The sequence below is a fragment of the Pseudomonas sp. G5(2012) genome (assembly GCF_000408945.1).
Taxonomy (GTDB): domain Bacteria; phylum Pseudomonadota; class Gammaproteobacteria; order Pseudomonadales; family Pseudomonadaceae; genus Aquipseudomonas; species Aquipseudomonas umsongensis.
The window spans coordinates 26,704-53,448 of record NZ_APIO01000062.1 but is presented as its reverse complement, the minus strand read 5'-3'; the positions used below and the strand labels follow the sequence as shown (position 1 = coordinate 53,448).

23 protein-coding genes are annotated in these 26,745 nt (G+C 59.7%); 8 read left to right on the top strand and 15 right to left on the bottom strand.

Annotated features, from left to right (window positions below; translation table 11 throughout):
* Positions 1-65 precede the first annotated feature (65 nt).
* Both dnaG and rpsU read right to left on the bottom strand, forming a co-directional pair.
* Positions 66-2,036, bottom strand: a complete 1,971-nt coding sequence (dnaG, locus tag PG5_RS19430) for a DNA primase (protein WP_020798823.1) — start codon at positions 2,034-2,036, stop codon at positions 66-68.
* Between the two features lie 482 nt (positions 2,037-2,518).
* Positions 2,519-2,734 carry a 30S ribosomal protein S21 gene (rpsU, locus tag PG5_RS33650; protein WP_002551877.1) on the bottom strand — a complete coding sequence of 72 codons (216 nt, stop codon included), beginning with the start codon at positions 2,732-2,734 and terminating at the stop codon, positions 2,519-2,521.
* 199 nt (positions 2,735-2,933) lie between these two features.
* Here rpsU and tsaD point away from each other — a divergent pair, with 199 nt between their 5' ends.
* Positions 2,934-3,959, top strand: a complete 1,026-nt coding sequence (gene tsaD / locus PG5_RS19420) for a tRNA (adenosine(37)-N6)-threonylcarbamoyltransferase complex transferase subunit TsaD (RefSeq protein ID WP_020798822.1) — start codon at positions 2,934-2,936, stop codon at positions 3,957-3,959.
* A 23-nt stretch (positions 3,960-3,982) separates the two neighbouring features.
* On the opposite strand, the gene plsY is transcribed toward tsaD, so the two are convergent.
* On the bottom strand, positions 3,983-4,552 hold the full coding sequence (plsY, locus tag PG5_RS19415; protein WP_020798821.1) for a glycerol-3-phosphate 1-O-acyltransferase PlsY: 570 nt from the start codon (positions 4,550-4,552) through the stop codon (positions 3,983-3,985).
* A 74-nt stretch (positions 4,553-4,626) separates the two neighbouring features.
* On the opposite strand from plsY, the gene folB reads away from it, so the two are divergent.
* Together folB and folK are read left to right on the top strand one after the other, a co-directional pair.
* Positions 4,627-4,983, top strand: coding sequence for a dihydroneopterin aldolase (folB, locus tag PG5_RS19410; RefSeq protein ID WP_042955503.1), 357 nt, complete (start codon positions 4,627-4,629; stop codon positions 4,981-4,983).
* On the top strand, positions 4,974-5,492 hold the full coding sequence (gene folK, locus PG5_RS19405) for a 2-amino-4-hydroxy-6-hydroxymethyldihydropteridine diphosphokinase (RefSeq protein ID WP_020798819.1): 519 nt from the start codon (positions 4,974-4,976) through the stop codon (positions 5,490-5,492). The genes folB and folK overlap by 10 nt, the downstream gene beginning before the upstream one ends.
* Positions 5,493-5,575: 83 nt before the next feature.
* On the opposite strand, the gene PG5_RS19400 is transcribed toward folK, so the two are convergent.
* The 11 genes from PG5_RS19400 to PG5_RS19350 all read right to left on the bottom strand — a co-directional run bounded on the left by PG5_RS19400 (position 5,576) and on the right by PG5_RS19350 (position 19,767).
* On the bottom strand, positions 5,576-6,802 hold the full coding sequence (locus PG5_RS19400) for a multifunctional CCA addition/repair protein (RefSeq protein ID WP_020798818.1): 1,227 nt from the start codon (positions 6,800-6,802) through the stop codon (positions 5,576-5,578).
* Between the two features lie 63 nt (positions 6,803-6,865).
* A complete protein-coding gene (locus tag PG5_RS19395) occupies positions 6,866-8,428 on the bottom strand; it encodes a SpoVR family protein (RefSeq protein ID WP_020798817.1) in 1,563 nt (520 codons plus the stop codon).
* Positions 8,425-9,696, bottom strand: coding sequence for a YeaH/YhbH family protein (locus PG5_RS19390; RefSeq protein WP_020798816.1), 1,272 nt, complete (start codon positions 9,694-9,696; stop codon positions 8,425-8,427). Before PG5_RS19390 ends, PG5_RS19395 begins: the two co-directional genes overlap by 4 nt.
* Before the next feature lie 204 nt (positions 9,697-9,900).
* Positions 9,901-11,823 (bottom strand): PrkA family serine protein kinase, encoded by a 1,923-nt coding sequence (locus PG5_RS19385; protein ID WP_020798814.1) that lies wholly within the window; start codon positions 11,821-11,823, stop codon positions 9,901-9,903.
* A gap of 297 nt (positions 11,824-12,120) precedes the next feature.
* Positions 12,121-12,450 (bottom strand): thiosulfate sulfurtransferase GlpE, encoded by a 330-nt coding sequence (glpE, locus tag PG5_RS19380; RefSeq protein WP_020798813.1) that lies wholly within the window; start codon positions 12,448-12,450, stop codon positions 12,121-12,123.
* Positions 12,451-12,483: 33 nt separating this feature from the next.
* Entirely contained in the window at positions 12,484-13,368 is an 885-nt protein-coding gene (locus tag PG5_RS19375; protein WP_020798812.1) for a symmetrical bis(5'-nucleosyl)-tetraphosphatase, read from the bottom strand.
* Positions 13,368-13,748, bottom strand: a complete 381-nt coding sequence (gene apaG / locus PG5_RS19370) for a Co2+/Mg2+ efflux protein ApaG (protein WP_020798811.1) — start codon at positions 13,746-13,748, stop codon at positions 13,368-13,370. Before apaG ends, PG5_RS19375 begins: the two co-directional genes overlap by 1 nt.
* 122 nt (positions 13,749-13,870) lie before the next feature.
* The gene (gene rsmA / locus PG5_RS19365) at positions 13,871-14,689 is read right to left on the bottom strand and encodes a 16S rRNA (adenine(1518)-N(6)/adenine(1519)-N(6))-dimethyltransferase RsmA (protein WP_020798810.1); all 819 of its coding nucleotides are present in this window, start codon (positions 14,687-14,689) and stop codon (positions 13,871-13,873) included.
* A complete protein-coding gene (gene pdxA / locus PG5_RS19360; protein ID WP_020798809.1) occupies positions 14,686-15,675 on the bottom strand; it encodes a 4-hydroxythreonine-4-phosphate dehydrogenase PdxA in 990 nt (329 codons plus the stop codon). Before pdxA ends, rsmA begins: the two co-directional genes overlap by 4 nt.
* Complete coding sequence (gene surA / locus PG5_RS19355; RefSeq protein ID WP_020798808.1) at positions 15,672-16,988, bottom strand: peptidylprolyl isomerase SurA; 1,317 nt, start codon at positions 16,986-16,988, stop codon at positions 15,672-15,674. Before surA ends, pdxA begins: the two co-directional genes overlap by 4 nt.
* Complete coding sequence (locus tag PG5_RS19350) at positions 16,969-19,767, bottom strand: LPS-assembly protein LptD (RefSeq protein ID WP_020798807.1); 2,799 nt, start codon at positions 19,765-19,767, stop codon at positions 16,969-16,971. The genes surA and PG5_RS19350 overlap by 20 nt, the downstream gene beginning before the upstream one ends.
* A gap of 130 nt (positions 19,768-19,897) precedes the next feature.
* Between PG5_RS19350 and PG5_RS19345 the strand changes: the two genes are divergently transcribed.
* Genes PG5_RS19345 through PG5_RS19335 form a run of 3 tightly spaced genes read left to right on the top strand, consistent with a single transcriptional unit; the run spans position 19,898 to position 22,354 of the window.
* Entirely contained in the window at positions 19,898-20,917 is a 1,020-nt protein-coding gene (locus tag PG5_RS19345; RefSeq protein WP_033045299.1) for an aminoglycoside phosphotransferase family protein, read from the top strand.
* Entirely contained in the window at positions 20,914-21,585 is a 672-nt protein-coding gene (gene murU / locus PG5_RS19340; protein WP_020798805.1) for an N-acetylmuramate alpha-1-phosphate uridylyltransferase MurU, read from the top strand. The genes PG5_RS19345 and murU overlap by 4 nt, the downstream gene beginning before the upstream one ends.
* Before the next feature lies 1 nt (position 21,586).
* A complete protein-coding gene (locus PG5_RS19335; protein ID WP_020798804.1) occupies positions 21,587-22,354 on the top strand; it encodes a TerB family tellurite resistance protein in 768 nt (255 codons plus the stop codon).
* 44 nt (positions 22,355-22,398) lie between these two features.
* On the opposite strand, the gene PG5_RS19330 is transcribed toward PG5_RS19335, so the two are convergent.
* Positions 22,399-23,391 carry an alpha/beta hydrolase family protein gene (locus PG5_RS19330; RefSeq protein ID WP_020798803.1) on the bottom strand — a complete coding sequence of 331 codons (993 nt, stop codon included), beginning with the start codon at positions 23,389-23,391 and terminating at the stop codon, positions 22,399-22,401.
* Positions 23,392-23,464: 73 nt separating this feature from the next.
* Here PG5_RS19330 and PG5_RS19325 point away from each other — a divergent pair, with 73 nt between their 5' ends.
* On the top strand, positions 23,465-25,864 hold the full coding sequence (locus PG5_RS19325; protein ID WP_020798802.1) for a PAS domain S-box protein: 2,400 nt from the start codon (positions 23,465-23,467) through the stop codon (positions 25,862-25,864).
* The gene (locus PG5_RS19320) at positions 25,865-26,494 is read left to right on the top strand and encodes a response regulator transcription factor (RefSeq protein ID WP_020798801.1); all 630 of its coding nucleotides are present in this window, start codon (positions 25,865-25,867) and stop codon (positions 26,492-26,494) included.
* Positions 26,495-26,745: the final 251 nt, after the last annotated feature.

Here is a 26,745-nt window from a genome sequence, read left to right as displayed (position 1 = left end):
CACCCTATCCACTGAAGGTCTTGGCGGGCAAAAAACAAGCCGAGGATTATACCTGAGCTATGACCTCACGCGCCAGTTGAGGTCGGGTTTGATGCGGAAACATTCTGTTTTAATAGGTCGCGCATCTGTTTAGCTATCTGAATTTGCTCTTCAGCCGACAATCCCGGCTGCCTTGCTTTCTTGATGAGGTCATCGAGGGTCTGCGTGTGCTGGCCCGCGGATAACCTAGTAATGGTGTCTAAAAACTGTTGTTCAAGGTTATCGCCGTCAATTAGCCATTCCTTTTCTGCGAGGGCTCTCAATAGGCGTCCTTGCTCTGTGCCGTGCCAGCGGGCCATCAACTGAATAGAGTTTAGCCCAGGATTTTTCTGCACAGCCTCGATCAGGGCGATTAGTACCTGAGCGTACGTGTTGCTCTCGTTGGCAAAGTGATCGGCACTCTCAACTTTTTTGGCCAGTTGCGGGTGGTGAATCAGTGTGCGCAAAGCGATAAGCGTCGGGGCTTCCACTGCGACTGGCTTGCGTGGGGCGTAAGGCTCGTCGCGATCACCGCGCTTGCCGTTCTTGCTCCAGGGTTTCTTGTCCCATTTCTTGCCGCCGGCCCCGGATTTCTTCGGCGTCCACTCCTGCTGGGGCGTGTAGGCCTCCTGGGGTTGGTGGAAGTCGGAGTAGTCCGGCATGGCATCGTAATCCATGCCAGGGTCATAGGCCGGTGGCGCGTCCTGAGGCGCGCTGTGTACCAGTTGGCTCACCGCCTCGCCGCTCAGTCCGGTGATTTCCAGCAGCCGCTGGCGCATCAGGGTGCGCAGGTTGGCGCCGGGGACCTTGTCGATCAGCGGTGCGGCGAGGGTGGCCATGTGGGCCTTGCCTTCGAGCGAGCGAGGGTCGGCCTCTTCGGTCAGTTGTTGGAAGAAGTAATCGGCCAGCGGCTGCGCGTGCTGGTTGATCCGTGCGCGAAAGGCGTCGGTGCCTTCGGAGCGGACCAGGGTGTCCGGGTCTTCACCCTCGGGCAGGAACAGGAATCGCGCGCGGCGACCGTCCTGCAGGCTTGTCAGTGTCGCTTCCAGTGCGCGCCAGGCCGCATTGCGGCCGGCCTGGTCGCCGTCGAAACAGAACAGCACGCTGGGCACGACTCGAAACAGTCGTTTCATGTGCTCTTCGCTGGTGGCGGTGCCCAGGGTCGCGACGGCATTGCGCAAGCCTTGCTGGGCGAGGGCGATGACGTCCATGTAGCCCTCGACGACGATGATTTCGTCGAGGTTGCGATTGTTCTTGCGCGCTTCGTACAGGCCGTAGAGTTCCTGGCCTTTATGGAAGACCGAAGTTTCCGGTGAATTGAGGTACTTGGGTTTGTCGTCGCCCAGCACCCGGCCACCAAACGCGATGATACGCCCGCGACTGTCGCGGATCGGGAACATCACGCGGTCACGAAAGCGGTCGTAGCGTTTGCCGGTTTCGGCGTTCTCGATCAGCAGGCCGGCATCAATCATGGCTTTTTGTTGCAGGGTATCGCTGCTCAAGTGCTTGAACAGGTTGTCCCACCCAGGTGGCGCAAAGCCCAGGCCGAAGTCCCGGGCGATTTCACCGGTCAGCCCGCGACCTTTGAGGTAGTCCACGGCGGCTTTGCGTGCCGGATGACTTTTCAGGGCGGCGCGATAGAAATCGGCGGCGGCTGTGAGCAGTGGGTACAGCGGCGAGTCGGTTGGCTGCCGCGGTTTGTGCGAGCGCCCACTTTCTTCGCGGGGGACTTCCATTCCGGCGGCTTTGGCCAGTTCCTCGACAGCCTGGGGGAAATCCAGGTTGTCGTGGTCCATGATGAAGCCCAGGGCATTGCCGCCAGCGCCGCAGCCGAAGCAGTAATAGAACTGCTTGTCGGGGCTCACGCTGAAAGAGGGGGTTTTCTCTTTGTGGAACGGGCAGCAGGCCGTATGGTTTTTTCCGGCCTTTTTCAATTGCAGGCGCGAGCTGACCACGTCGACGATGTCGGTGCGGTTCAGAAGGTCGTCAATGAAGCTCTGGGGAATTAGCCCGGCCATGGCGTTCTCGTCATCTGCGCTGAAAAGGAACCGAAGCGAAGGGTAGCTGAGCGCGGGTCATTACTTGAGGCGCGCAAAGTGTGCGGCTCGACCGGTATCGCCTGCATGATCGCTGTCGGGAAGTGTATCTGCCGAAAATCCACTGACGTTACTGCTCATCAGTATTCGACTATTTGAAAATGTTACGCTGAATCCGGCTGCGACCAGTCAATGGTCTCGGATAGCTCGTAATTCGGCACGCAAACAGGTGCCTTGGGCTGATCGTCGTGAGAGGAATCAGTGGGTGTGCTCGTCAGTAGCCTTGAAAGGCTCGTCAGAAAAGACGTGCACCGCTGGCAAAAGAGCCAGGTCTGACGCGGTGAAGCAGATTTGTCTCAGTCGCATCTGCGGCTTCGACGGTGAAGCATCAAGCGTTTTACGCAAATGCCATAAGCCCGGCTCAGAGCCGGGCTTGGCAGAAGCTTGCTACGATCGTCTGTGTATTAGTACAGACGAACGGCGCGGCGCTGTTCGCGCTGAACTTTCTTGGCGTGACGCTTAACAGCGGCTGCTGCTTTGCGCTTACGCTCAGAAGTTGGCTTCTCGTAAAATTCGCGGCTACGAACTTCAGCCAGTACACCGGCTTTTTCGCAGGAGCGCTTGAAACGACGCAGAGCTACGTCGAAGGGTTCGTTCTCTTTTACTTTGACGGCTGGCATCCAGAGCTACCTTCATTCATTACCGGGGTCAACATCCTCGCGGCAAAAGAGCACTTGAAGACGTCGGTTTTTAAGGGTTGCGGATGTTAACCCCTCATCGCACGGAATGCAAAGCCTCTGATCGAAAACCGCTGGTCGGGGCATCACGCGACGACTATTATGCGCGCCTTCGAATTCAGCCTAAACAAGGCGCAAACCCATGCTAGTACTGGGATTAGAAACCTCTTGCGACGAAACTGGTGTCGCACTCTACGACAGTGAACGAGGCCTGCTGGCCGACGCGCTGTTCAGCCAGATCGACCTGCACCGTGCGTATGGTGGCGTAGTGCCGGAACTGGCCTCGCGTGATCACGTCAAGCGCATGCTGCCCTTGATTCGTCAGGTCCTGGCCGAAGCCGACTGTGTGCCAACCGAGATCGACGCCATCGCTTATACCGCGGGCCCTGGCCTTGTCGGTGCCTTGCTGGTGGGTGCTTCCTGCGCTCAGGCACTGGCCTTTGCCTGGGGCATTCCGGCGCTCGGCGTGCATCACATGGAAGGTCACTTGCTGGCACCGATGTTGGAGTCGCAACCGCCGGAATTCCCGTTCGTCGCTTTGTTGGTGTCGGGCGGCCATACGCAGTTGGTTCAGGTCGACGGGATCGGCCAATACACGCTTCTGGGTGAGACCCTGGACGATGCCGCGGGCGAAGCGTTCGACAAAACCGCGAAGATGATGGGGCTCCATTATCCGGGTGGGCCGGAAATCGCTCGGCTGGCAGAGCAAGGCGTTGCAGGGCGTTTCGTCTTTCCGCGTCCGATGTGCGACCGCCCTGGCCTGGACTTCAGTTTCAGCGGCTTGAAAACCTTCGCCCTGAACACCTGGCAGCAGTGTGTGAGTGCCGGGGACGACGGTGAGCAAGCCCGTTGCGACATCTCGCTGGCGTTCCAGCAGGCCGTGGTGGAGACTTTGACCATCAAGTGCAAGCGTGCCCTGAAAGCGGCTGGCATGAAGCGCCTGGTGATCGCTGGGGGCGTCAGTGCCAACAAGGCGTTGCGCTCTTCCCTGGAAAAGATGCTAGGCGACATGAAGGGCGATGTTTTTTACGCCCGTGCGCAGTTCTGTACCGATAATGGCGCCATGATTGCGTTTGCGGGCTGCCAACGCCTGAAGGCTGGTCAGCAGGAAAGCCTGGCGATCAGTGTGCAGGCGCGGTGGCCGATGGAGCAGTTGTCGCCCCTGTGATGAAGCGTACTCATGCCGGGCTGCTAAAAATGCCGTTCGCGCCCCGCAAACAGGTCGCGTAGATTGCCCCGGTGGCGCCAGACGATCATGCCGGTCAGGGCGCACATGGGCAGCAGTGCTGCCGGTTCTTGCCAGGCCAGCAGTGGCAGGGTCAAGGGCGTGGCGATCAAGGCGGCCAGCGAGCTGGTGCGGGTCAGGTAGAACGTCAGCAGCCAGGCACAGACCGCCATCAAGGCTGCAGGCGGGTATAACCCCAGCAACATGCCGGCAGCGGTGGCGACACCCTTGCCACCGCGAAAGCGGAAGTAAAGCGGGAACAGGTGACCGATGACGGCGCAAACGCCGACCCAGGCCTGATCCTGCAGTGACAGGCCGGCGGCGCTGGCGACCAGTACGGGCAGCAGGCCTTTGCAGAGGTCGCCGAGCAGGGTCAGGATGGCGAGTTTCTTGCCGGCCAGGCGCAACATGTTGGTGGCGCCAGCATTGCCCGAACCACTCATTCGCGGATCGGGGTTACCGGTCAGGCGGCTGAGCAAGATGGCGAAGGACAGCGAGCCGAGCAGGTAGGCGAGGATCGCCAGTAACCAAAACATGCTAACTATTCCGGGCGAGGACGCCCTGATTCTAACGGCGCATTGCGCCCTTGTCGTGTAGCGGAGAAAAGTGCTTGGACAGAGTGTTTATCGAGGGCCTGGAAGTCGACACTGTGATCGGTGCCTATGACTGGGAGCGAGGCATCCGACAGTGCTTGCGGCTTGACCTGAGTTTCGCTTGGGACAATCGTCCAGCCGCCGCTGGCGATGACCTGACCCTGGCGCTTGATTACGCGAGCGTTTCGTCGCGTATCCAGGCCTTTGCCGAGCAGGCACAGTTTCAACTGGTCGAGACCTTTGCCGAGCGCCTGGTTGAAGCGCTGATGAGCGAATTCAAGATTACCTGGGTGCGCCTCAAACTGACCAAGCCAGGTGCGGTTCCTGCCGCCACAGGTGGCGTGGGTGTGGAGATCGAGCGCGGATGTCGCTGACTCAGGTGTATCTCGGGCTCGGCAGCAACATCGAGCGCGAAACCCATTTGCAGGCCGGCCTGGATGCCCTGGCGAGCTTTCTCGTGGATATGCGTTGCTCGGCGGTCTTCGAAAGCCAGCCGGTGGGGATCAAGAGCGGGCCGTTCTTCAACTTCGTGGTGTCGGCTTATACCGACTTGCCGTTGATGGAATTGGATCGCCGTCTGAAGTTTATCGAAGCGGATAATGGGCGTTACGCACCCGATCGCCGAGGTTTGCCTCTGGATATCGACGTTTTACTCTTCGGTGATTTGGTGGGCAACTTCGATGGCCTGGTGCTGCCGAGGGCGGAAATTCTTAAAAACGCCTTTGTGTTGTGGCCGCTGTCGCTGATTGCTCCGGATCGCGTGCACCCGGGCGTAGGTAAAAGTTTCGCCGAGTTGTGGGCTGAATCGCAGATTGATCAGGTGTTGGCACCCGTGGCTTTCGAATGGCGCGGTGAGCAACTGACACCTTTGAATTTGTTGTGATTTAACTGACGCCTTCGCGAGCAGGCTCGCTCCCACAGGGTTCAGCGCAACACTTGTGGGGGCGAGCCTGCTCGCGAAGTCTTTCAGGACGACGCCTCTTTGTAAGCTTTCAATGCCTTGAGCCGCTCTCGCTTGATCGCCTCACCCAATTCAGGCCCTTTAAATCCCTGCTCCAGCAAAGGCTGAACCGCAACGCTGCGCGCCGCCGTCGCTGCCCCGCGCAAATAGTCCGCCTGTGGATAACTTCTCTCCTCCAGTCCCTTGCGTCCGCGTGCATCCATTTCGCATGCGGCGAGAAACTCTTCGAACCGCTGCGGTCGACGGAAAACGTCAAAGCTCTGCAGTAGCTCGAGCAAAGTAGATGCCTTCAGCTCCAGCGCGCGATGCCCGTGGGTGTGATATTCGCCCACCAGTAGCGCCAACTCCTGGCAATCCCTTGGCGCCTTGAAGCGTTCGTTGACCGCCTTGATCAGCTTCAGCCCCTTGGACTCATGGGCGATATGGCGAGGCCATTGCTCCTCTGGCGTCAGCCCTTTTCCCAGGTCATGCAGCAGGCAGGCCCAGCGTACGGTCAGCGGTTGTTTATGGTGTGCCGCTTGCTGAAGCACGCTCAGGGTGTGGGCGCCGGTGTCGATTTCCGGATGGTGTATCGCGGGCTGCGGTACACCGAACAGCGCGTCGACTTCCGGCATCAGCACTTTGAGCGCACCGCAGGCGCGCAACACCTCGATAAACACCTGTGGCTGATTTTCCATGAGGGCGCGGGAGATTTCTTTCCAGCTGCGCTCCGCCGTCAGCGCCTGGAGTTCGCCAGACTCACTGAGTTGGCGCATCAGTTCGAGGGTTTCGGTGGCGACAGTGAACCCAAGCTCCGCGTAGCGTGCCGCGAAACGGGCAACGCGCAAAACCCTGAGGGGATCTTCGGCGAACGCGGGGGAAACGTGGCGAAGTATTCTAGCCTCGAGATCGCGCTGGCCGTGATAGGGGTCGGTCAGGTTCTGCTCATCGTCTTCGGCCATCGCGTTGATCGTCAGGTCGCGGCGAATCAGGTCTTCTTCCAGTGTCACGTCAGGGCTGGCGTGGAACGTGAACCCGCCGTAACCACGCCCGCTTTTGCGTTCGGTCCGGGCAAGGGCATATTCCTCGCCGGTTTTCGGGTGAAGAAACACCGGAAAATCAGCGCCTACCGGGCGAAAACCCTTGGCGAGCATTTCTTCAGTGGTCGCACCGACCACGACGCGGTCGATGTCGGTGACTGCTATGCCGAGCAAGCGATCACGTACGGCACCGCCAACTTTATAAATCCGCATGAAAAACCTCCGTTAGCTCGACAGGATAACCTTTACGTCGAGCGTTCGGAGGCACAACCAGGATCACAAATGGATGACGGCCAGGTCCAGCCGTCCGTAATCGCCTTCGCTGTGTTCCCCCTTAGGTGGCACATGGTGGGTTTTCATGACCTGGTCACCTTGCAGGGTTTCCAGATGAATATCGAAACCCCAGAGACGGTGCAGATGCTTGAGCACTTCCTCGGTGGACTCTCCCAGGGGTTTACGGTCGTGTTGTTGGTGGCGCAGGGTCAGGGAGCGATCGCCGCGCCTGTCGATGCTGTAGATCTGCACGTTGGGTTCGCGATTGCCAAGGTTGTACTGTGCCGCCAGGGTTTCACGGATGATGCGATAACCGCCTTCGTCGTGAATGGCTGGCACCAGCAGGTCGTCCTTCTGGTCGTCATCGAGAATGCTGAACAATTTCAAGTCGCGAATCACTTTGGGTGAAAGGTACTGCAGGATGAAGCTCTCATCCTTGAAGCTGCTCATGGCGAACTTGATAGCCGCGAGCCAGTCGGTGCCGGCAATGTCAGGGAACCAGCGGTAATCCTCTTCAGTAGGTTCTTCACACATGCGACGGATATCGCGGTACATGGCAAAGCCCAGGGCGTAAGGGTTGATGCCACTGTAGTAGGGGCTGTCGAAGCCAGGCTGGAAGACCACGCTGGTGTGTGATGTCAGGAACTCCATCATGAAACCGTCGGTCACCAGGCCTTCGTCGTACAGGTCGTTCATCAGGGTGTAGTGCCAGAATGTCGCCCAGCCTTCGTTCATGACCTGGGTCTGGCGCTGTGGATAAAAATACTGGGCGATCTTGCGTACGATCCGCACAATTTCCCGCTGCCACGGCTCCAGCAGCGGTGCATGTTTTTCGATGAAGTACAGGATGTTTTCCTGCGGTTCGGCGGGGAAGCGCGCGTTGTCCTTGTCGCTGTACTTGTCCGCGCCCTTGGGTATGGTGCGCCACAGATCGTTGATCTGCTTCTGCAGATGTTCTTCCCGGTCCTTTTGCCGACGCCGTTCTTCCTCCGCGGAAATAGGATAGGGGCGTTTGTAGCGGTCCACCCCGTAGTTCATCAGCGCGTGGCAGGAGTCGAGCAAGTCTTCAACCGCATCGATGCCATGGCGCTCTTCACACTGCATGATGTACTGCTTGGCGAACACCAGGTAGTCGATGATCGAGCTGGCATCGGTCCAGGTGCGGAACAGGTAATTGCCCTTGAAAAAGCTGTTATGCCCGTAGCACGCATGCGCCACCACCAGCGCCTGCATGCAGATGGTGTTTTCCTCCATGAGGTAGGCAATGCAGGGGTCGGAGTTGATCACGATTTCATAGGCCAGCCCCATCTGGCCGCGGGTATAGGACTTTTCCGTACTGAGGAAGTGTTTGCCATAGGACCAGTGGTGATAGCCCAGCGGCATGCCGACGGAGGCGTAGGCGTCCATCATCTGTTCGGCGGTGATCACTTCGATCTGGTTAGGGTACGTATCGAGCGCGTAGCGAGCTGCAATACGACTGATTTCACGGTCGTACGCCTGGATCAGCTCGAACGTCCACTCCGATCCGGTGGATATGGGTTGGCGCTTCAGCTCTTTGGCGGTCATGTCACTAACCTGCGCTGGAAGAGTTCACGGAAGACCGGATAGATATCCCCGGCCGAGACCAGTTGTTGCTGGGCGAAAGTGTCGGAAAAGGCTTCGGCGATACGCTCGTACTCGAACCACAGGGCCTGGTGTTCTCGTGGAGTGATCTCAACGTAAGTGTAGTACTGCACGAATGGCATGATCTGGTTGATGAGAATGTCGCGGCAAATCGGCGAGTCGTCGTTCCAGTTGTCGCCGTCGGAGGCCTGGGCGGCGTAGATGTTCCATTCGTTGGCCGGATAGCGCTCGGCCATGATCTCCTGCATCAGCTTCAAGGCGCTGGACACAATGGTCCCGCCGGTTTCGCGGGAGTAGAAAAACTCTTCCTCGTCCACTTCGCGAGCGCTGGTGTGGTGGCGAATGAATACCACGTCAATCTTGTCGTAGTTACGCTTGAGAAACAGGTACAGCAGGATGAAGAAGCGCTTGGCGATGTCCTTGGTCGCCTGGGTCATGGAGCCGGAAACGTCCATGAGGCAAAACATCACCGCCTTCGAGCTGGGGTTGGGTTGTTTGATCAGCAAGTTGTACTTGAGGTCGAAGGTGTCGAGAAACGGCACGCGGTGAATGCGGGCGCTGAGTTTTTCGATTTCTGCCTCAAGTTCCTGTATATCGCCGAAATTGTCAGGCTCTTCCTGCTTGAGTCGCAGGAGTTCTTCCTTGGCTTCGCGCAGTTTCGCCCGGCTGCTGCCCGAGAGGGCGATTCGCCGTGCATGGGCTGAGCGCAATGTGCGGATGATGTTGATCCGCGACGGGTTGCCCTCGTTGCTGATCCCCGCGCGCACTGTCTTGAAGGTGTCGGTGCCGGTCAGGTTGCGCTTGACCAGGTTCGGCAGCTCCAAGTCTTCGAACATGAATTCGAGGAATTCTTCCTGGGTGATCTGGAAGACGAATTCGTCCATCCCTTCGCCCGAGTTACCAGCCTTGCCAGGGCCTCTGCCGCCTCCACCCCCTGGTGGGCGGGCAATGTGTTCGCCGCTGGTGAATTCCTTGTTGCCCGGGTGCACGATGGTCTGTTTGCCACCGCGACCATGGTGAAGCACCGGTTCGTCGATGTCGCGCCCCGGGATACTGATTTGCTCGCCGTGTTCCATATCGGTAATGGAGCGCCGGCTGACCGCCTCTTCGACAGCCTTTTTGATGTGATCACGGTAACGCCGCAGAAATCGTTGGCGGTTTACCGTGCTCTTGTTCTTGCCATTGAGACGTCGGTCGATCACATAGCTCATGACTGCTCCTTAGAAGCTGTCCTGAAAGGGGCGAGCGGTGATGCAGCATCGGACCGAGAGCCAGGGGATATTCAACGCTCCCCCAAGCGCTTTGGATGCTGCCTGAACTCGCTACCGACTTTCGAACACCTTCCAGAGGCCTGTGTATCAGAAAAAGCACGCACAGGTCTCTGGCTGACGACAACCGGTCTGACCGGCAGCGGGTTATTGTGATTTTCTGACCCGCAGGTACCACTCGGACAGCAGCCGTACCTGTTTGTCGGTGTAACCCCGCTCGACCATCCGTGTGACGAAGTCGTTGTGTTTCTGCTGGTCCTCTTTGCTGGCCTTGGCGTTGAAGCTGATAACTGGCAGCAGGTCTTCGGTGTTGGAGAACATTTTCTTCTCGATGACCACCCGCAGTTTTTCGTAGCTGAGCCAGGTCGGGTTCTTGCCGTTGTTGTTGGCACGGGCACGCAGCACGAAGTTGACGATTTCGTTGCGGAAATCCTTCGGATTGCTGATGCCGGCCGGTTTTTCGATTTTCTCCAACTCTTCGTTCAATGCTACGCGGTTGAGGATCTCGCCGGTTTCCGGGTCTCGGTACTCCTGGTCCTGAATCCAGAAATCCGCGTACAGCACATAACGATCGAAGATGTTCTGGCCGTACTCGCTGTAGGACTCGAGGTAGGCGGTCTGGATCTCCTTGCCGATAAATTCGATGTACCGCGGTGCCAGGTACTCCTTGAGGAAGCGCAGGTAGCGTTCGCGGGTTTCGGCCTGGAACTGTTCCTGTTCGATCTGTTGCTCCAGCACGTAGAGCAGGTGCACCGGGTTGGCAGCGATTTCGTGGGGATCGAAGTTGAAGACCTTGGAAAGGATCTTGAACGCGAAGCGGGTGGACAGGCCGTTCATGCCTTCATCGACGCCGGCGTTGTCACGATATTCCTGGATCGACTTGGCCTTCGGATCGGTGTCCTTGAGGTTTTCGCCGTCATACACACGCATCTTGGAGTAGATGTTGGAGTTTTCCGGCTCCTTCAGGCGTGACAACACGGTGAACTGGGCGAGCATTTTCAAGGTGTCGGGCGCGCAATGGGCCTTGGCCAGCGAGCTGTTGAACAGCAACTTGTCGTAGATCTTCACTTCGTCGCTGACCCGCAGGCAGTACGGCACCTTGACGATGTAGATCCGGTCGATGAACGCTTCGTTGTTCTTGTTGTTACGGAAGGTATGCCATTCCGATTCGTTGGAGTGGGCCAGCAGGATCCCGGTAAACGGAATCGCCCCGAGGCCTTCGGTGCTGTTGTAGTTGCCTTCCTGGGTGGCCGTCAGCAAGGGGTGCAGTACCTTGATCGGGGCCTTGAACATTTCGACGAACTCCATCAGGCCCTGGTTGGCCCGGCACAGTGCGCCCGAATAGCTGTAGGCGTCGGCGTCGTTCTGCGGGAATTCTTCCAGTTTGCGGATATCGACCTTGCCCACCAGTGCCGAGATGTCCTGGTTGTTTTCATCTCCCGGCTCGGTCTTGGCCACGGCGATCTGATTCAGGATCGACGGATAGAGCTTGACCACGCGGAACTGGCTGATGTCGCCGCCGAATTCGGCCAGGCGCTTGGTGGCCCATGGCGACATGATGGTGTTGAGGTAGCGCCGTGGGATGCCGAAGTCTTCCTCGAGGATCGCACCATCTTCAGTGGCGTTGAACAGACCCAGGGGCGATTCGAATACTGGCGAGCCCTTGATCGCGTAGAAGGGCACTTTTTCCATCAGTTGTTTGAGTTTTTCGGCCAGGGACGACTTACCGCCGCCGACGGGGCCGAGCAGGTAAAGGATCTGTTTCTTCTCTTCCAGGCCTTGGGCGGCATGGCGGAAATACGACACGATCTGGTCGATGCATTCTTCCATCCCGTGGAAGTCCTCAAAGGCCGGGTAGCGACGGATTACCTTGTTGGAGAAGATTCGCGACAGCCTCGAGTTGGTCGAGGTGTCGAGCAGCTCCGGTTCACCGATGGCCAGCAACAGACGCTCGGCTGCGGAAACGTAGGCGCTACGGTCCTTTTTGCACAACTCCAGATACTCTTGCAGAGAGAGTTCTTCCTGGCGTGTGGACTCGAAACGTTGTTGGAAGTGGCTAAAGATACTCATGACGTCACCTCGCTCGATACGTGGAGCCGACGCCGGATCACTCAGTCGATGCTGGCAGCAACCGAACAGGCGGTCGCTGTTTACCCCCCAGAACTCTTTCGGAGCTGACTACCCCGAAAGCTACTCCCGATGACCCGTGCGCCGGTGTACCGGCTCTCCCCTGTTTTGGATGGCCTGCGCTTAAGGATAGTTGGGAATTTGGGAGGTAAAGGCGAGATACGTAATTAGTTGTGGCAGACCGTTCGTCTGCCACCGCGCTAGCCCGCAGGGGGCGGGGCCTTGCGCATGACAAAAAAATTATTCGGTGGTGCCTTGCGCTGTTTCTGAAGGAAAAGTCGTACGCCATAGCTCGAATCCGCCGTCCATGCTGTAGACGTCGGAAAAACCCTGGCTGACCAGGTAGGCGGCGGCACCCTGGCTGGAGTTGCCGTGATAACAAACCACCACGGTAGGTGCGTCCAGATCAGCACCCTGGATGAAGGCGTGCAGGGAGTGGTTGTCCAGATGCTTCGAGCCGCTGATGTGCAGGGCGGCGAAGGTTGCAGGGTCACGGACGTCGACCACCACTGCGCCCTGTTCGCGCAGGGCCTGGGCCTGTTCCGGGGGGATACGTTTGAATTCGCTCATGGCGGGCTCCTGTGGCTCGGCAGAAAGTGCAGTCTAGCGCGGGGCGCTGGCTGGCGATGGTTCGGAAATCTGTGGGGCGACTGGCGGCTCTGCGGTATGGCCGTGTTCGTCGCATTTGCAGGCCAGGCGTTCACCCGTGTCGACATTCATCAGGGTCAGGGCACCGCCCCAGACACAGCCAGTGTCGAGGGCCGAGATGCCCGGCTCCTGGATCTTGCCTTCCAGTGCTGCCCAGTGCCCGAAGATGATCTTCACGTCCCTGGTCTTGCGTTCCTTGTGCTGGAACCACGGCTTGAAGCCTGCAGGTGCCGTGCCCAGACCTTCCTTGCTCTTGAGGTCGAGTTTGCCCTCGGCCGTACAGAAGCGCATGCGCGTGAAATAGTTGGTAATCACCCGCAGGCGCGTGACGCCCTTGAGGTCGCTGTCCCATTTCGCCGGATCGTTACCGTACATGCCATCGAGGTAAGGCGGCAGCAGGTTGTCATCGCGCAGGGCCGTCTCGACTTCGGCGGCGTATTTCAATGCTTTGCGCAGCGACCATTGTGGCGGAATGCCAGCATGTACCATCGCCACGTTGCGCTGCTCGTCGTAGTGCATGAGTTTTTGCTGGCGCAGCCATTCCAGCAGCTCGGCGCTATCCGGGGCTTCGATAATCTCGCGCAGGGTATCGGCCTTCTTCAGGCGCTCGATATTCTTGCCGGCCGCCAGCAGGTGCAGGTCGTGGTTGCCGAGCACGCACACCAGTGAGTGACGGATGCTATAGAGGAAGCGCAAGGTTTCCAGCGACTGCGGGCCGCGGTTGACCAGGTCGCCTACCAGCCACAGACGATCTGTTGCCGGGTCGAAGGCAACCTTCTTGAGCAGGCATTGCAAGGCATCGAGGCAGCCTTGCAGGTCGCCGACGGCATAGGTTGCCATCAGTGCAAGGCTCCGGGGACCGCCAGGCGGAATGGGGCGATGATGGCCTCGAAATGCTTGCCGTCGTCGGCGCGCATCTCGTAGGTGCCTTGCATGGTGCCGACTTTGGATGTCATGACGGTGCCGCTGCTGTAGGTATGGCTCTTACCCGGTTCAATCAGCGGTTGCTGGCCAACTACGCCCGCGCCGCGAACTTCCTCGACATGCCCATCGCCATCGGTGATGACCCAATGCCGTGACAACAGTTGGGCCGGTAGCAGGCCGTTATTTCGCACGGTGATGGTGTACGCGAAGGCAAAACGCTCTTGCTCGGGTTGTGATTGTTCTGCCAGATAGCGGGTGACGACGCTGACGTCGACCTGATAACGAGGATCGGACATGCAAAAGGGCCTTAAAAACGAAGCGGAACGCGGGACGTAGCTGATAAGTCAGTCTAGGCCAGGTATCGGATAGTAAACCAGACATGGGCGCTGGTGTCCTACCCGATAACGCTTCAGTTCTGTCAGGCGTCCGCGGCTTTCTGTAGGGCTTGTTCGCTGAGCTTGTCAGCAAGGCGTACGAACGCCGCCAGATCGAGCTGCTCGGGACGCAAGCTGCCATCGACGCCGGCGGCTTCGATTTCGGCGTTGCTCAGCAGTAGCTTGAGTGTGTTGCGCAGGGTCTTGCGGCGCTGGTTGAAAGCCTCGCGCACTACGCGCTCAAGCAGGCGGTGATCCTTGGCCGGGTGCGGCAGTACTGCATGGGGCACCAGGCGCACGATGGCCGAGTCGACTTTTGGTGGCGGGTTGAACGCGCCAGGACCTACGTTGAACAGGTGCTCGACCCGGCAGTGGTACTGGACCATGATCGACAGTCGGCCCCAATCACCGCCGCCAGGCCCTGCCGCCAGACGCTCGACCACTTCTTTTTGCAGCATGAAGTGCATGTCGCGAATCAGGTGGGCGTTGTGCAGCAGGTGGAAAATCAGCGGTGTAGAGATGTTGTATGGCAGGTTGCCGACTACGCGCAGGCTGCCAGGTGCCGCATTCAAACTGGTGAAATCGAACTTCAGCGCATCACCCTGATGCAGGTTGAAGTTGCTCTTGCCAGCGAACTGCTGGTTGAGGATCGGGATCAGGTCCTTGTCCAGTTCCACAACGTCGAGCTGGGCGCCGCTGCTGAGCAGGCCCTGGGTCAGCGCGCCCTGGCCAGGGCCGATTTCCAGTAGGCGGTCTTCGGTCTTGGCATGGATGGAGCGCAGGATGCGGTCGATAACGCCGGCATCGTGCAGAAAGTTCTGGCCAAAGCGCTTGCGCGCCTTGTGTTGGTATTGCTCGGTCATAAACGGGTCTCGGCCATCTGGTAGGCGGTTTCCAGGGCGACTTGCAGGCTGCCGGTGTCGATCTTGCCGCTACCGGCCAGGTCCAGGGCGGTGCCGTGGTCGACCGAGGTGCGGATGATCGGCAAGCCGAGAGTCACATTGACTGCTGCGCCAAAGCCTTTGTATTTCAGCACAGGCAGGCCCTGGTCGTGGTACATCGCCAGCACTGCATCGCAGTGCTCCAGATATTTGGGGGTAAACAGAGTGTCGGCGGGCAGTGGGCCGCGTAGGTCCATGCCTTCGCCGCGAAGGCGCTCTAGTGTGGGTTCGATGATATCGATTTCTTCATGGCCCAGGTGTCCGCCTTCACCGGCATGGGGGTTGAGCCCACAGACCAGGATGCGTGGCTGGGCGATGCCGAACTTTTCTTTCAGGTCGGTGTGCAGGATTCGCGTCACCCGCTCCAGACGCTCCGGCGTGATCGCATCGGCAATCTCGCGCAGCGGCAGGTGGGTGGTGACCAGCGCCACGCGCAGACCACGGGTGGCGAGCATCATGACCACTTGCGCGGTATGGGTCAGGTCGGCGAGGAATTCCGTGTGCCCGGAAAAAGCGATACCGGACTCATTGATCACGCCTTTGTGCACCGGAGCGGTGATCATGCCGGCAAAATGCCCGTCCAGGCAGCCCTGGCCAGCGCGGGTAAGGGTTTCCAGGACGAAAGCGGCGTTGGCCTTGTCCAGTTGCCCGGCGACCACCTTGGCATTGAGCGGGGTATCCCACACATACAGGCTGTTGGCGGGAGCGGGAGCATCCGGCCAGTTGTCCGGCGTGACGGGTAGCACATCGACGGCCACGCCCAACTGCGCGGCCCGCTCAAGGAGCAGGTCGCGGCTGGTAATGGCTATCAGGGGGTGCGGCTGGGCGTGCGCGGCGAGCAGCAGGCACAGGTCGGGACCTATGCCGGCCGGTTCGCCGGGTGTCAGCGCGAAACGCTTGGGTTTCACTGTGCTGCCTGGTCGGCGCCAGGGAGTTTGATTTCCACATACGCTTCGTCACGGATCTGACGCAGCCAGGTTTGCAGCTCTTCGTCGTACTTGCGATTACGCAGCACGGTCATCGCTTGCTGTTCGCGAGCCTGGGTCGTGCTGTCGGTGGCGCGACGACCAAGGACTTCCAGCACGTGCCAGCCGTATTGGGTCTGGAATGGCTTGGACAGCTGACCTTGCGGGGTCTTGGCCATCACTTCGCGGAACTCCGGAACCAGTACATTCGGGTCGATCCAGTTCAGGTCGCCGCCATTGAGGGCGGAACCCGGATCTTCCGAGAAGCTTTTCGCCAGTTCGCCGAAATCTTCGCCTGCTTCGATGCGGGCGTAGAGCGACTCGGCCAGGGCCTTGGTCTTTGCTTCGTCACGGATCGGGCTTGGTTTGACCAGGATGTGGCGTACGTGCACTTCGTCACGCACTTGCGCCTCACCGCCACGCTTGTCGGTGATCTTCAGGATGATGAAGCCCCCCGGCGTGCGCATCGGTTGGGTGATGTCGCCCACAGCCATGGTACTCAGCAGGCGATCGAAGGGTGGCGGCAGTTGAGCGGCTTTACGCCAGCCCATGTCGCCACCTTCCAGTGCGGTTTCGCTGGCGGACTTGGCGATTGCCAGTTGACCGAAGTCAGCGCCTTGCTTGAGCTGCTGGTAAACCGCGTCGGCCTGCTTGGCGGCATTCTGGATGGCGTCGGAGTTGGCGCTTTCCGGCGTAGGAATCAGGATGTTGGCCAGGCGGAATTCTTCGGACAGCTGCATTTTGCCAAGATCCGAGGCCAGGAAGTTCTTCACTTCCTGTTCGGAGACCTGGATGCGTTCGGCAACGCGGCGCTGACGCACACGGCTGATGACCATTTCGCGGCGAATCTGGTCACGTGCGTCGTCGTAGGACAGGCCGTCACGCGTCAGGGCGGCGCGGAACTGCTCGACCGACATGTTGTTGCGCTGGGCAATCGTGCCGACGGCCTGGTTCAGTTCTTCATCGGTAATGCGGATGCCGGAGCGCTCGCCGATCTGCAGTTGCAGGTTCTCGACGATCAGGCGCTCAAGCACCTGTTGCTCCAATACGCTGGCCGGTGGCACGGCGGTGCCGCGCTTGGCGATGGTTTGCTGGACTTCATGGACCCGTTGGTCCAGTTGGCTCTGCATGACCACGTCGTTGTCGACAATGGCCACCACTTTATCGATGGACTGTACCGCGGCGTTGGCCGCGGTACCCAGGAACAGCGCGCCCAGCAACAGCGGGCGCAGACAATCAGAAAGCTTGGTCTTCACGTTCACGATAACCTTGGATGCCTTTGTCGAGGAAACTCTCTACTTTGGAGCCAGTGAGGCCGCCGAGTCCCTTCAGAACAATTTGGAGGAAGACGCCATGGTCGCCTTTTTCGTTTTCCGGGGCGTCTTGACTGGTTTCGTCATAATCGACCCAGTAACGGTTGATCAGGCGCAGTTTCCAGCAGCAGTTGTCGTACTCGAAGCCACCGAAGGCTTCCAGGGTACGGTTGCGGTTGTAGTCGTACTGCCAGCGGCTGATGACGTTCCATTGCGGCACGACAGGCCAGATCACCGAGAAGTCGTGCTGTTCGATCTTGTAGTAGTCCTTCACGTAGCCAGGTTGGCCCGGGGTGCCATAGTCACCGCCGCCGACCTGCCATGTACCGGAGTTCTGGTCGTAACGAACCTGGTCATTGCGATAGCGATAGCCGGCGTTGATGACCTTGTTCGGGTTGTCCTCAGGCTGGTAGTGGAACATCGCGCTGCCCGAACGAGGGCTGCGGCTGTCCGGGTCCCAGTTGTAGTCGGCCGTGGTCCGCCAGTCGCGGTTCCAGCGGTATTCGTACTCCAGCGCATAAGGAGAGACGTCAGAGTGCGCATCTTCGCGGGTTTTTGCATCGATGCCCGGCAGCTGGACTTCGCGGTCCTTGAAGTAGAGGGCCTGGCCGACGCTGATGCGTTGGCGTTCGAAGCCGTTTTCTTCGATCCAGCGACTGGTCACGCCCAGGGACAGTTTGTTCTCGTCGCCGACACGATCGGAGCCAGAGAAACGGTTGTCACGGAACAGCGATGCATAGCTGAAGGTGTATTCGCTGGTGTCGAATACCGGAATGTCTTCCTGGTCCTTCTCGGGTACGTAGAGGTAGAACAGGCGTGGTTCGAGGGTCTGGTTATAGTTCTTGCCAAACCAGTTGGTCTTGCGATCGAAATACAGGCCGCTGTCGATGCTGGCGATTGGCACACCACGGTTCTGGTTGCTGTCGAACGTGCCATTGAGCCGGTCCTGTTCTGCACTCTGCGCGGCAATCTGGCTTTTGCCGATGCTGTCCAGGTCCAGTTGGTACTGCGTGTACTGGTACTTGAGTTTAGGCGTCAGGAAGCCGTAGCTCGCCTCCATCGGGAAGCTGACCGCTGGCGCAAGGTTGAGGCGATCGCCATTGGCACGGGCCAGGCCTTGAACGTTTTGGTCGAGGCGCGGCTCAACATTGCCGTCTTCATCGGTGTAGTCGCCGTTCTTCAAATCCCGATCGAACCGCACAAGCTCAGTGTCATACGTGAAATTCAGACCACCTGGACGATCCGGTAGCGCACCGTTGAAGGTGATCTGCGGCAAACGGTCGTACGGAGTGATGTTCGACACAGTCGCCAGTTGATAGGCCTGGGCATTCACGCGGGCGGTGTAACTGTCGCCACGGTAGGTAACAACACCCTGCTGGTTGACGTAGTCGGCGCTCTTCACGCCAATCTGGTCGGTCTGCAGATCCTGGAAGTAATAAGGGTCGCTGATCTTGGTGTAATCGACCTGGGTCAGGACACGCGAATCAAGACCACCCTTGTGCTGCCAGTTGTACATGTAGCGGGTTTTATCGTAATCGGTCTGCAGCTTACGATCGTCGTTCTCGTCGTTCAGGTACGCCGCGCCGAACTGACCTTCGCTGGACTTGGTCAGGTAGCGGAATTCGCCTTCCATCAACAGGCCGCGATCGCTCATGTAGCGTGGGTACAACGTGGCATCGTAGTTTGGTGCCAGGTTGAAGTAGTACGGCGTAACCAGCAGGAAACCGGTATCGGTGCCGGTGCCGATGGTCGGCGGCAGGAAGCCGGATTGACGGCGGTCGTCGATCGGGAAGTAGATATACGGCGTGTACAGGACCGGAATGTCCTTGACCCGCAGTGTCACGTTGGTCGCGGTGCCGAAGCCGGTCGCCGGGTTCAAGGTGATGTTGTTACCCTTGAGTTGCCAGGCGTTGCTGTTCGGTTCGCACGTGGTGTACGTGCCATCCTTGAGGCGGATGATCGCGTTCTCGGCACGCTTGGCGTACAGCGCGTTACCGCGGATACGCGATTTGTGCATCACGTATTCGGCGTTGTCGATCTTGGCTTCACCGGTATCGAGTTGCACGTCGGCGTGGTCACCTACGATCAGTGCACCGTTGTCGCGAATGCGCACGTTGCCGCTTAGCTCGCCACGGCTCTCGGCCTGGTAAAGGTTGGCTTCATCGGCTTCGACCTGCATGCTGCCCTGGCGCATGACCACGTCACCGGCCAGGCTGGCGACCTGCTCATCCTGCTTGTAGCGGGAGGCTTTGGCGCCGACAAAGGTGGGAGCGTCACTTTTATTCGTCTTGTCATTCATGCCAGGACGAATCGGTTCGATATAGGAACCAGAGCAATAAGGACCGGTTTCGGCCAATTGTGCTGCAGTGAGCTGCTCGCGCGGAACCCAGTCGAGGTGGCTGTAGTCTGCGCTACGCGACTTCAGGCCACGGCCTTTGGATTCGGTGACCAGTGCAGGTTTGGCCCCCGTGTCTTCGCTGGCGCCCGTTTCGGCGGGTGACTCGCCGGTGGCGGAGACTGCGCTGCCCTCGTGGACTGGACGCGGTGGCAATGCAGCCGCCGGCGATTTTGGCGCACAATTCCAGGCACCCGAAGCGGAGACCGAGCAGTCATACTGTTCCGCGGCGACCACGAAAGGGCTGGCCAAGGGTTGCAGAGCCAGCAAACTGCCGGTCATCAACAACGGAAATTTTTTACGAAACGCGGGGGATTTCAATGCCATCTTAATAGTCCGGGCTTCCTGCGTGCCATCTGCCCGCGGTGTGGGCCGCACGCCTCTCGATGGTCTGAAAAAGATGCTGGATAATAAAGCATGACCCGCTTGACGGCTAGCGCCGTCGGAGACCCTTGCAATGCCTGACCAAGATATACGTTTGCAACACCTGAAAGTTTGGCTCGATGAGCAATTGGCAATTCTTTTTGCACAACATGGATGGGGTGCCGTACCCCCGGCCACGTTGACTGCGGCAAGTAGCGACGCGAGTTTTCGGCGCTATTTTCGGTGGGAGGGTGCAGGTCAAAGCTTGATCGTGATGGACGCACCTCCGCCCCAGGAAAACTGCAAGCCTTTCGTGGATATCGCTTTTCTGCTGGCGAAATCCGGGATAAATGTGCCGAAAATCTACGCCGAAGACCTTGAGCGCGGATTTCTTTTGCTCAATGACCTGGGCAACCAGACCTACCTGGACGTGATCGACAGCGAAAACGCCGACAATTTGTTCAACGATGCCCTGCAAGCGCTACTGGCGTTCCAGCAATTGCCGATGGTTGCGCCATTGCCGAGTTACGACGTGGCGCTGTTGCGACGCGAGCTGCAATTGTTTCCCGAGTGGTACGTCAAGCATGAGTTGGGCGTCGAGTTCGATGCGGCGCAGCAAGTGCTCTGGCAGCAGGTCAGCGATCTGTTGATCGACAGTGCCCTGGCCCAGCCGAAGGTCCTGGTTCATCGCGACTACATGCCACGCAACCTGATGCTCAGCGAACCCAACCCGGGCGTGTTGGATTTCCAGGACGCCGTCTATGGTCCTGTCACCTATGACGTAACCTGCCTGTTCAAGGATGCCTTCCTCAGTTGGCCCGAGGAGCGCGTGCGCGGCTGGCTGGAAAATTACTGGCAGCAAGCGGCTGCGCTGGACATTCCGGTGCAGCCAGACTTCGAAGACTTCCTGCGCGCCAGCGACCTGATGGGCGTGCAGCGTCACTTGAAAGTGATCGGTATCTTCGCCCGCATTTGCCACCGCGACGGCAAACCGCGCTACCTGGGCGATGTACCACGCTTCTTTGCCTATATAGATGCAGTGATTGCGCGTCGTCCTGAACTGGCTGGGCTGGATGTATTGCTGGCCAGCCTGCGTGCCGGAGTGACCGCATGAAGGCGATGATTCTGGCGGCAGGCAAGGGCGAGCGCATGCGTCCCTTGACCCTGACCACGCCCAAGCCGCTGGTGCGCGCCGGTGGCGTGCCGCTGATCGAGTATCACCTGCGAGCCCTGGCGGCGGCAGGTTTTACCGAGATCGTGATCAATCATGCCTGGCTGGGCCAGCAGATCGAAGACTATCTGGGCGATGGCTCGCGCTACGGCGTGAGCATTCGCTACTCGGCCGAAGGTGAACCCCTGGAGACTGGTGGCGGAATCTTCCGCGCCTTGCCTTTGTTGGGTGACGAAGCTTTCCTGGTGGTCAACGGTGACATCTGGACCGACTACGACTTCAGCGTGCTGCATCAACCCATTACCGGGCTGGCGCATCTGGTGCTGGCCGACAACCCACCCCATCATCTCGCCGGAGACTTCAGCCTGAGCGACGGCCAGGTCCGGGACGGACAGCCGGACACCGCAACCCTGACCTACAGCGGTATTGCCGTGCTGCATCCACAGTTGTTCGATGGCTGCTCGGCAGGAGCGTTCAAGCTCGCGCCGCTATTGCGCAAGGCTATGGCAGACGGGCTAGTGAGCGGCGAACACCTGAGGGGGCATTGGGTCGATGTCGGCACTCACGAGCGCCTGGCCGAAGCTGAAACCCTGATCGAAGCGAGCCGCTGACATGCTGTGGCCAGGGACGCTGATCGGAACCGGAGTGGGGTTTGCCATCGCCAGCATTCCGGGAGCCATGCTTGGCGCCTTGTTGGGGCAGGTGCTGGATCGGCACCTGCACCTGCAAAGCCTGGCGCATTTGCGCGAAAAGCTCGGAGGGCGATCTGTCCTGCGCAACGACGAGTTGTTGTTTGTGTTGCTGGGACGCCTGGCCAAGTGTGATGGACGGGTCGTGGAGGGGCATATCCAGCAGGCTCGCGCGGAGATGCGTGCCTTGGAAATGTCCGAATCGGCACAGCGCCGGGCGATTGCCGCGTTCAATCGTGGCAAGTCGGGCAGTGACCGGTTGCGTGGCCATTTGCGCAGGCTAAGGTCTCAACCCTATGCGGCAGAAGGGGTCTTGCGCGCTTGTTGGCGGATGGTTTGGGCTGATGGGCATGCGGGCAATCGCGAGCGTGAGCTGCTCTTTCAGTGGGGTAATTGGCTGGGGTGGTCCGAACGGCAGGTCAGGGCGTTGGCGGCCGATTACGAGCCACAGCATCGTCCGTTGGTCAGCAGCGTGACAACCTATCAGGACGCTTTGCGGCTGTTGGGTGTAACTGCCACCAGTGAGCCCGCCCAGATCAAGCGCGCCTATCGACGCCTGCTCAGTCGTCATCACCCGGACAAGATTGCCGGCAGTGGTGCAACGGCGTCGCAGGTTCGAGAGGCCACCGATAAGACGCGCGAGCTGCACAACGCCTATACGTTGATTCGTCAACGGCGGGACTTTCGTTAGCAGCGAAGCGTTGCGTCGCCCCGAAAATGGGGCGACTCAGTCCATCAGTTCGACGCATTCTGCGGATTCAACCAGCCCCGCACCCGGCGCACCAATTGTTCCTGTTGTGTCTTGTTATTGCCTGGCAAAGCCTTGAGCGAGACCTGGCTGAAGGCCGAAGTCTTCAGGCGTTTGCTGGCCTGCAGGCGGGCCAGCGCCGCGTTGCGGTCCAGCGGCTTGTCCATATAGAAGAAGTCGACGGTGGGCAGCTTGAGGGTTGGCGCGAGTTCGTCCAGTTCAGGGGCCGCTGTGTTCGGTGTCTGCGCGGCGACCATGACGAAGCGCTCGACCTGCGCCGTCTGCCTCTCGCTCAAATACCGCGCAGCCCAATAGGCGCCCGTACCATGCCCCAGCAGCACCATGCTGCGAGCACTTTGCTGTTCAGCAAAAGCGATGGCTGCGTCGATGCGGGCGAAGATTCGCTCGGCGTCAGCCTTGCTCTGCTCGTCAGGCGTTTCGGCGACGGCCTTGTCCGCCACCTCGGCTTCGCCGCCCGCGGCCTGTTCGATGGGCGCTGCGGTGGTCGAGTCTTTGCTGCCGACGTCTGGCGCTTTGGCTGCTGGAGTGGCTTGCACCACGCGCGGGGTCATGGCTTCGCTTTGCAAATCAGGCAGGGTGATACTCAGGCTGCTCCATTGGGCATCCGGTAATTGGCGGCGCAGCGGGCCGATTGCTTGCGGCCAGTCAACGGTTTCGCCAGCGCCAGGAATGATAATGACCGCACCTTTGGGGTCGGCGGTATTGGCCGCCTTCCACAGGGCCAGGAACGTATCGGAGCCTGCTTGCAATTGCTGTTGTTCCTGGCGCGGAATTTTTCGCTCCAGTGCAATGGCTTCTTCCTGACTACGCTCAGGCAACGGCTGGCGTTCGAGTGGTTTTGTTTCGGAGGGGGTTTCTGCCGCGGCAGGCGTCGGGTCGGCTGCTTCAACGGAAAAAGCCCATGGCAGGACCAGCGACAGGCACAATGCTGGCAGTGCCAGGCGGTAGACAGGGAGCATTGGATATTCCAGGCCAGAAGTTATTCCGGCAGCCTAATGGGTTGGTCAGTTTTTGTCAGTGTGTGAGAGTTCGATGATGCGTTTTCGCTGCCTGTGGGTTATCGGCTGTTTGTGGTTGCCCTTGATGGGCTGGGCGGCGGCCGCGCCACCGGCGCATGTCGCGCCATTGTCGGCAGGCCAGCAACAGTGGTTGGCGCAGCAGGGCGGTTTGCGGGTGGGACTGGTGTTGCAAGCGCCCTACGCCCAGTACGACCGCCGCTTGCAGCGCCTGTCCGGGGTCAATGTCGAGCTGATGAAGTGGCTGGCCAAGTCGCTCAAGGTCGAACTGAGCTGGCGCAACTTTCCCGATCTCGAGCAATTGGAGGCGGCCGCTCGCGCCGGCGAAATCGATCTCGCCCCGGGGCTGACCCAGACTCCTGGCGGCCTGCGCCTCTGGCAGTTTTCCGATCCGTACATGCGGGTGCCACAGCTGGTGGTCAGCGACCAGAAAAGAACTGGGGCGGTTGAGCTGGAAAAACTCGACAGCCAAACCCGCGTCGCCGTGCGCATGCCCAGTGCCACCGCCGACTACCTGCGTGGAAACTATCCGCATTTGAACCTGCAGGGTGTACCGGCCGAACGCCAGGCCTTGCAACTGTTGCTAAGCCAGCAAGCCGCCTACGCGGTGGTCGACGAGGCACAATTGGGGCGCCTGTCCGTTGAACCTGAGTTCTCCGGGCTGGTGGTGGTCGGTGATATCGGCTTGCCACAGCTGCTGCGGGTGGCCACGCGTCGCGACCTGCCGGAGCTGGCCGGCATTGTCGAAAGCGCGCTGCGGGCGATCCCGGCGAAGGACCTGGAGGCGCTGCACAACCAGTGGCTGCAACCCAAGTACCCGCGGCTCACCGAATCCCCGGGATTCTGGCAAAACCTCTGCCTGCTGCTGTTGGTACTGGCGCTCAGCGCCATGGCCATCGTGTTCTGGCAACGACGCCAGCAGCACAGTCTGGAGCAACGACTGGCGGCGGCGCAGGCAGACATTGCCCTGCGTGCCGCCAGTGAAGAGGCCCTGCGGCTCACGCAGTTTTCCATCGACCAGAGTACCGTCGGCATTCTCTGGGTGAATTGGGACAGCCACGTGCGCTACGCCAACCGCGCTGCCGAAACCATGCTGGGCTATCCGCCCGGAGGGATTATCGACCGGCCATTGATCGAGTTCGAACCCGAACTGCACATGGATCGCTGGTTGAACCTGTGGAAGCGCGCCAGGGCCAGCGACGACGCGCCGCAAAGTTTTGAATCCAATTGCCTGCGGGCCGATGGCAGCATCCTGCCGGCCGATGTCTCCCTGAGTTTTTTGCGCTTTCGCGATGGCGAGTACCTGGTGGTCTACCTGACCGATGTCACTGAACGTCGTCGCGCCCTGGCGGCGTTGCAGGAAAGTGAAGCACGCTTGCAAGGGATCGCGGCGAATGTGCCGGGCCTGGTCTTTCGCCTGGAACGGGCGCCGGTGACCGGCCAGATCGACTTTGCCTACATCAGTGAGGGCAGCGAGAGCCTGGTGGGTTACTCGCCAGCGACCCTGGCCCATCGTGACAAAGGCCTGCGCAGCCTGGTGCATCCGGACGACAAGGCCAGCTATCACCAGACCCAGGATCGTGCGCTGGACACTGACAGCGACTGGTCCTGGCAAGGGCGGATCCTTACGCGTCAGGGGGAACAACGCTGGGCGGAAATCAAGGCGATAACCCGTCGACTCGAGGGCGGCGCCTACGTTTGGGATGGCATTGTCTGGGACATCAGCGAGAGCAAGCGCATCGAACTGGAACTGGCGAGCTCGCGTGAGCAACTGCGCGAATTGTCGGCGCACCTTGAAAGCGTGCGCGAAGAGGAGAAGGCGCGCATTGCCCGGGAAGTTCACGACGAATTGGGCCAGATGTTGACGGTGCTCAAGCTGGAAACGTCCATGTGCGAGCTGGCTTATGCGCAACTCGACCCCGGATTGAACGAGCGCCTGAACAGCATGAAGCGTTTGATCGCACAGCTGTTCCAGCTGGTACGCGATGTGGCGACGGCGTTGCGGCCACCGATCCTCGATGCCGGGATAGCCTCGGCCATCGAATGGCAGGCACGCCGGTTCGAGGCGCGTACGCAGATTCCGTGCCTGGTACAGGTGCCGGAAAACTTGCCCGTGCTCAGTGATGCCAAGGCCATCGGCCTGTTTCGTATACTTCAGGAAGCGCTGACCAATGTCATGCGCCACGCCCAGGCGCATACTGTCGAACTGACACTTACTCTTGAAGGCGACGAGTTGTGCCTGACCGTCAGCGATGATGGCGTAGGATTTGTCGCCGAAAGCGGCAGGCCAACATCCTTTGGGTTGGTCGGCATGCGCGAGCGGGTGTTGATCATGGGCGGGCAACTGTCCCTTGAGAGTGAGCCGGGTGAGGGCACGACCCTGACTGTGCGAGTACCCTTGGATAAGGAGACGTAAGTGATCCGTGTACTGGTTGCCGAAGACCACACCATTGTCCGCGAAGGCATCAAGCAATTGATCGGCCTGGCCAAGGACCTGCTGGTGGTGGGGGAGGCGAGCAATGGCGAACAGCTGCTCGAAACCTTGCGGCATGTGCCCTGCGAAGTGGTGCTGCTGGATATCTCCATGCCGGGTGTCAACGGCCTTGAGGCGATCCCGCGGATCCGTGCCTTGAACAATCCGCCGGTGATCCTGGTGTTGTCGATGCATGACGAGGCACAAATGGCGGCACGGGCCTTGAAAGTCGGTGCGGCAGGCTATGCCACCAAGGACAGTGATCCGGCGCTGTTGCTGACGGCCATCCGCCGGGTGGCAGCGGGAGGGCGCTATATCGATCCGGACCTGGCCGACCGAATGGTCTTCGAAGTCGGCCTGACCGATTCGCGGCCGCTGCACTCACTGCTCTCGGAGCGTGAGTTTTCGGTGTTCGAACGCCTGGCCCAGGGCGCCAACGTCAACGACATTGCCCAGCAACTGGCGTTGAGTAGCAAAACCATCAGTACCCACAAGGCGCGGTTGATGCAGAAACTCAATATCACCTCGCTGGCGGAGCTGGTGAAGTACGCGATGGAACACAAGCTCCTCTGAAAAACACCCCCACCCCCTGCGCGCGTCGCCATGTCCATTTGCGACATGCCTGATCAACCGCTATTGCTCGTTCTTGCGGCGTGCAGCTCACCGCTCGCCGCTGCGCTTGCCAAAGCGCGCCATCCTTGTAGGGCAATCCCTACCCCCAGCCTTCCATATGGCTGAGGCGATTCTCTCTTGCCCCCCGATTTGCGCAGGTCCCAGCGTCCACTAGGCTTAGTCCACAGCAGTCATCAACAACAAAGGTGTGG

Coding starts and splice junctions, on each gene's coding strand:
- dnaG (WP_020798823.1), bottom strand. CDS start 2,036: ATGGCCGGGCTAATTCCCCAGAGCTTCATTGACGACCTTCTGAACCGC.
- rpsU (WP_002551877.1), bottom strand. CDS start 2,734: ATGCCAGCCGTCAAAGTAAAAGAGAACGAACCCTTCGACGTAGCTCTG.
- tsaD (WP_020798822.1), top strand. CDS start 2,934: ATGCTAGTACTGGGATTAGAAACCTCTTGCGACGAAACTGGTGTCGCA.
- plsY (WP_020798821.1), bottom strand. CDS start 4,552: ATGTTTTGGTTACTGGCGATCCTCGCCTACCTGCTCGGCTCGCTGTCC.
- folK (WP_020798819.1), top strand. CDS start 4,974: ATGTCGCTGACTCAGGTGTATCTCGGGCTCGGCAGCAACATCGAGCGC.
- PG5_RS19400 (WP_020798818.1), bottom strand. CDS start 6,802: ATGCGGATTTATAAAGTTGGCGGTGCCGTACGTGATCGCTTGCTCGGC.
- PG5_RS19395 (WP_020798817.1), bottom strand. CDS start 8,428: ATGACCGCCAAAGAGCTGAAGCGCCAACCCATATCCACCGGATCGGAG.
- PG5_RS19390 (WP_020798816.1), bottom strand. CDS start 9,696: ATGAGCTATGTGATCGACCGACGTCTCAATGGCAAGAACAAGAGCACG.
- PG5_RS19385 (WP_020798814.1), bottom strand. CDS start 11,823: ATGAGTATCTTTAGCCACTTCCAACAACGTTTCGAGTCCACACGCCAG.
- glpE (WP_020798813.1), bottom strand. CDS start 12,450: ATGAGCGAATTCAAACGTATCCCCCCGGAACAGGCCCAGGCCCTGCGC.
- PG5_RS19375 (WP_020798812.1), bottom strand. CDS start 13,368: ATGGCAACCTATGCCGTCGGCGACCTGCAAGGCTGCCTCGATGCCTTG.
- apaG (WP_020798811.1), bottom strand. CDS start 13,748: ATGTCCGATCCTCGTTATCAGGTCGACGTCAGCGTCGTCACCCGCTAT.
- rsmA (WP_020798810.1), bottom strand. CDS start 14,689: ATGACCGAGCAATACCAACACAAGGCGCGCAAGCGCTTTGGCCAGAAC.
- PG5_RS19350 (WP_020798807.1), bottom strand. CDS start 19,767: ATGGCATTGAAATCCCCCGCGTTTCGTAAAAAATTTCCGTTGTTGATG.
- PG5_RS19345 (WP_033045299.1), top strand. CDS start 19,898: ATGCCTGACCAAGATATACGTTTGCAACACCTGAAAGTTTGGCTCGAT.
- murU (WP_020798805.1), top strand. CDS start 20,914: ATGAAGGCGATGATTCTGGCGGCAGGCAAGGGCGAGCGCATGCGTCCC.
- PG5_RS19335 (WP_020798804.1), top strand. CDS start 21,587: ATGCTGTGGCCAGGGACGCTGATCGGAACCGGAGTGGGGTTTGCCATC.
- PG5_RS19330 (WP_020798803.1), bottom strand. CDS start 23,391: ATGCTCCCTGTCTACCGCCTGGCACTGCCAGCATTGTGCCTGTCGCTG.
- PG5_RS19325 (WP_020798802.1), top strand. CDS start 23,465: ATGATGCGTTTTCGCTGCCTGTGGGTTATCGGCTGTTTGTGGTTGCCC.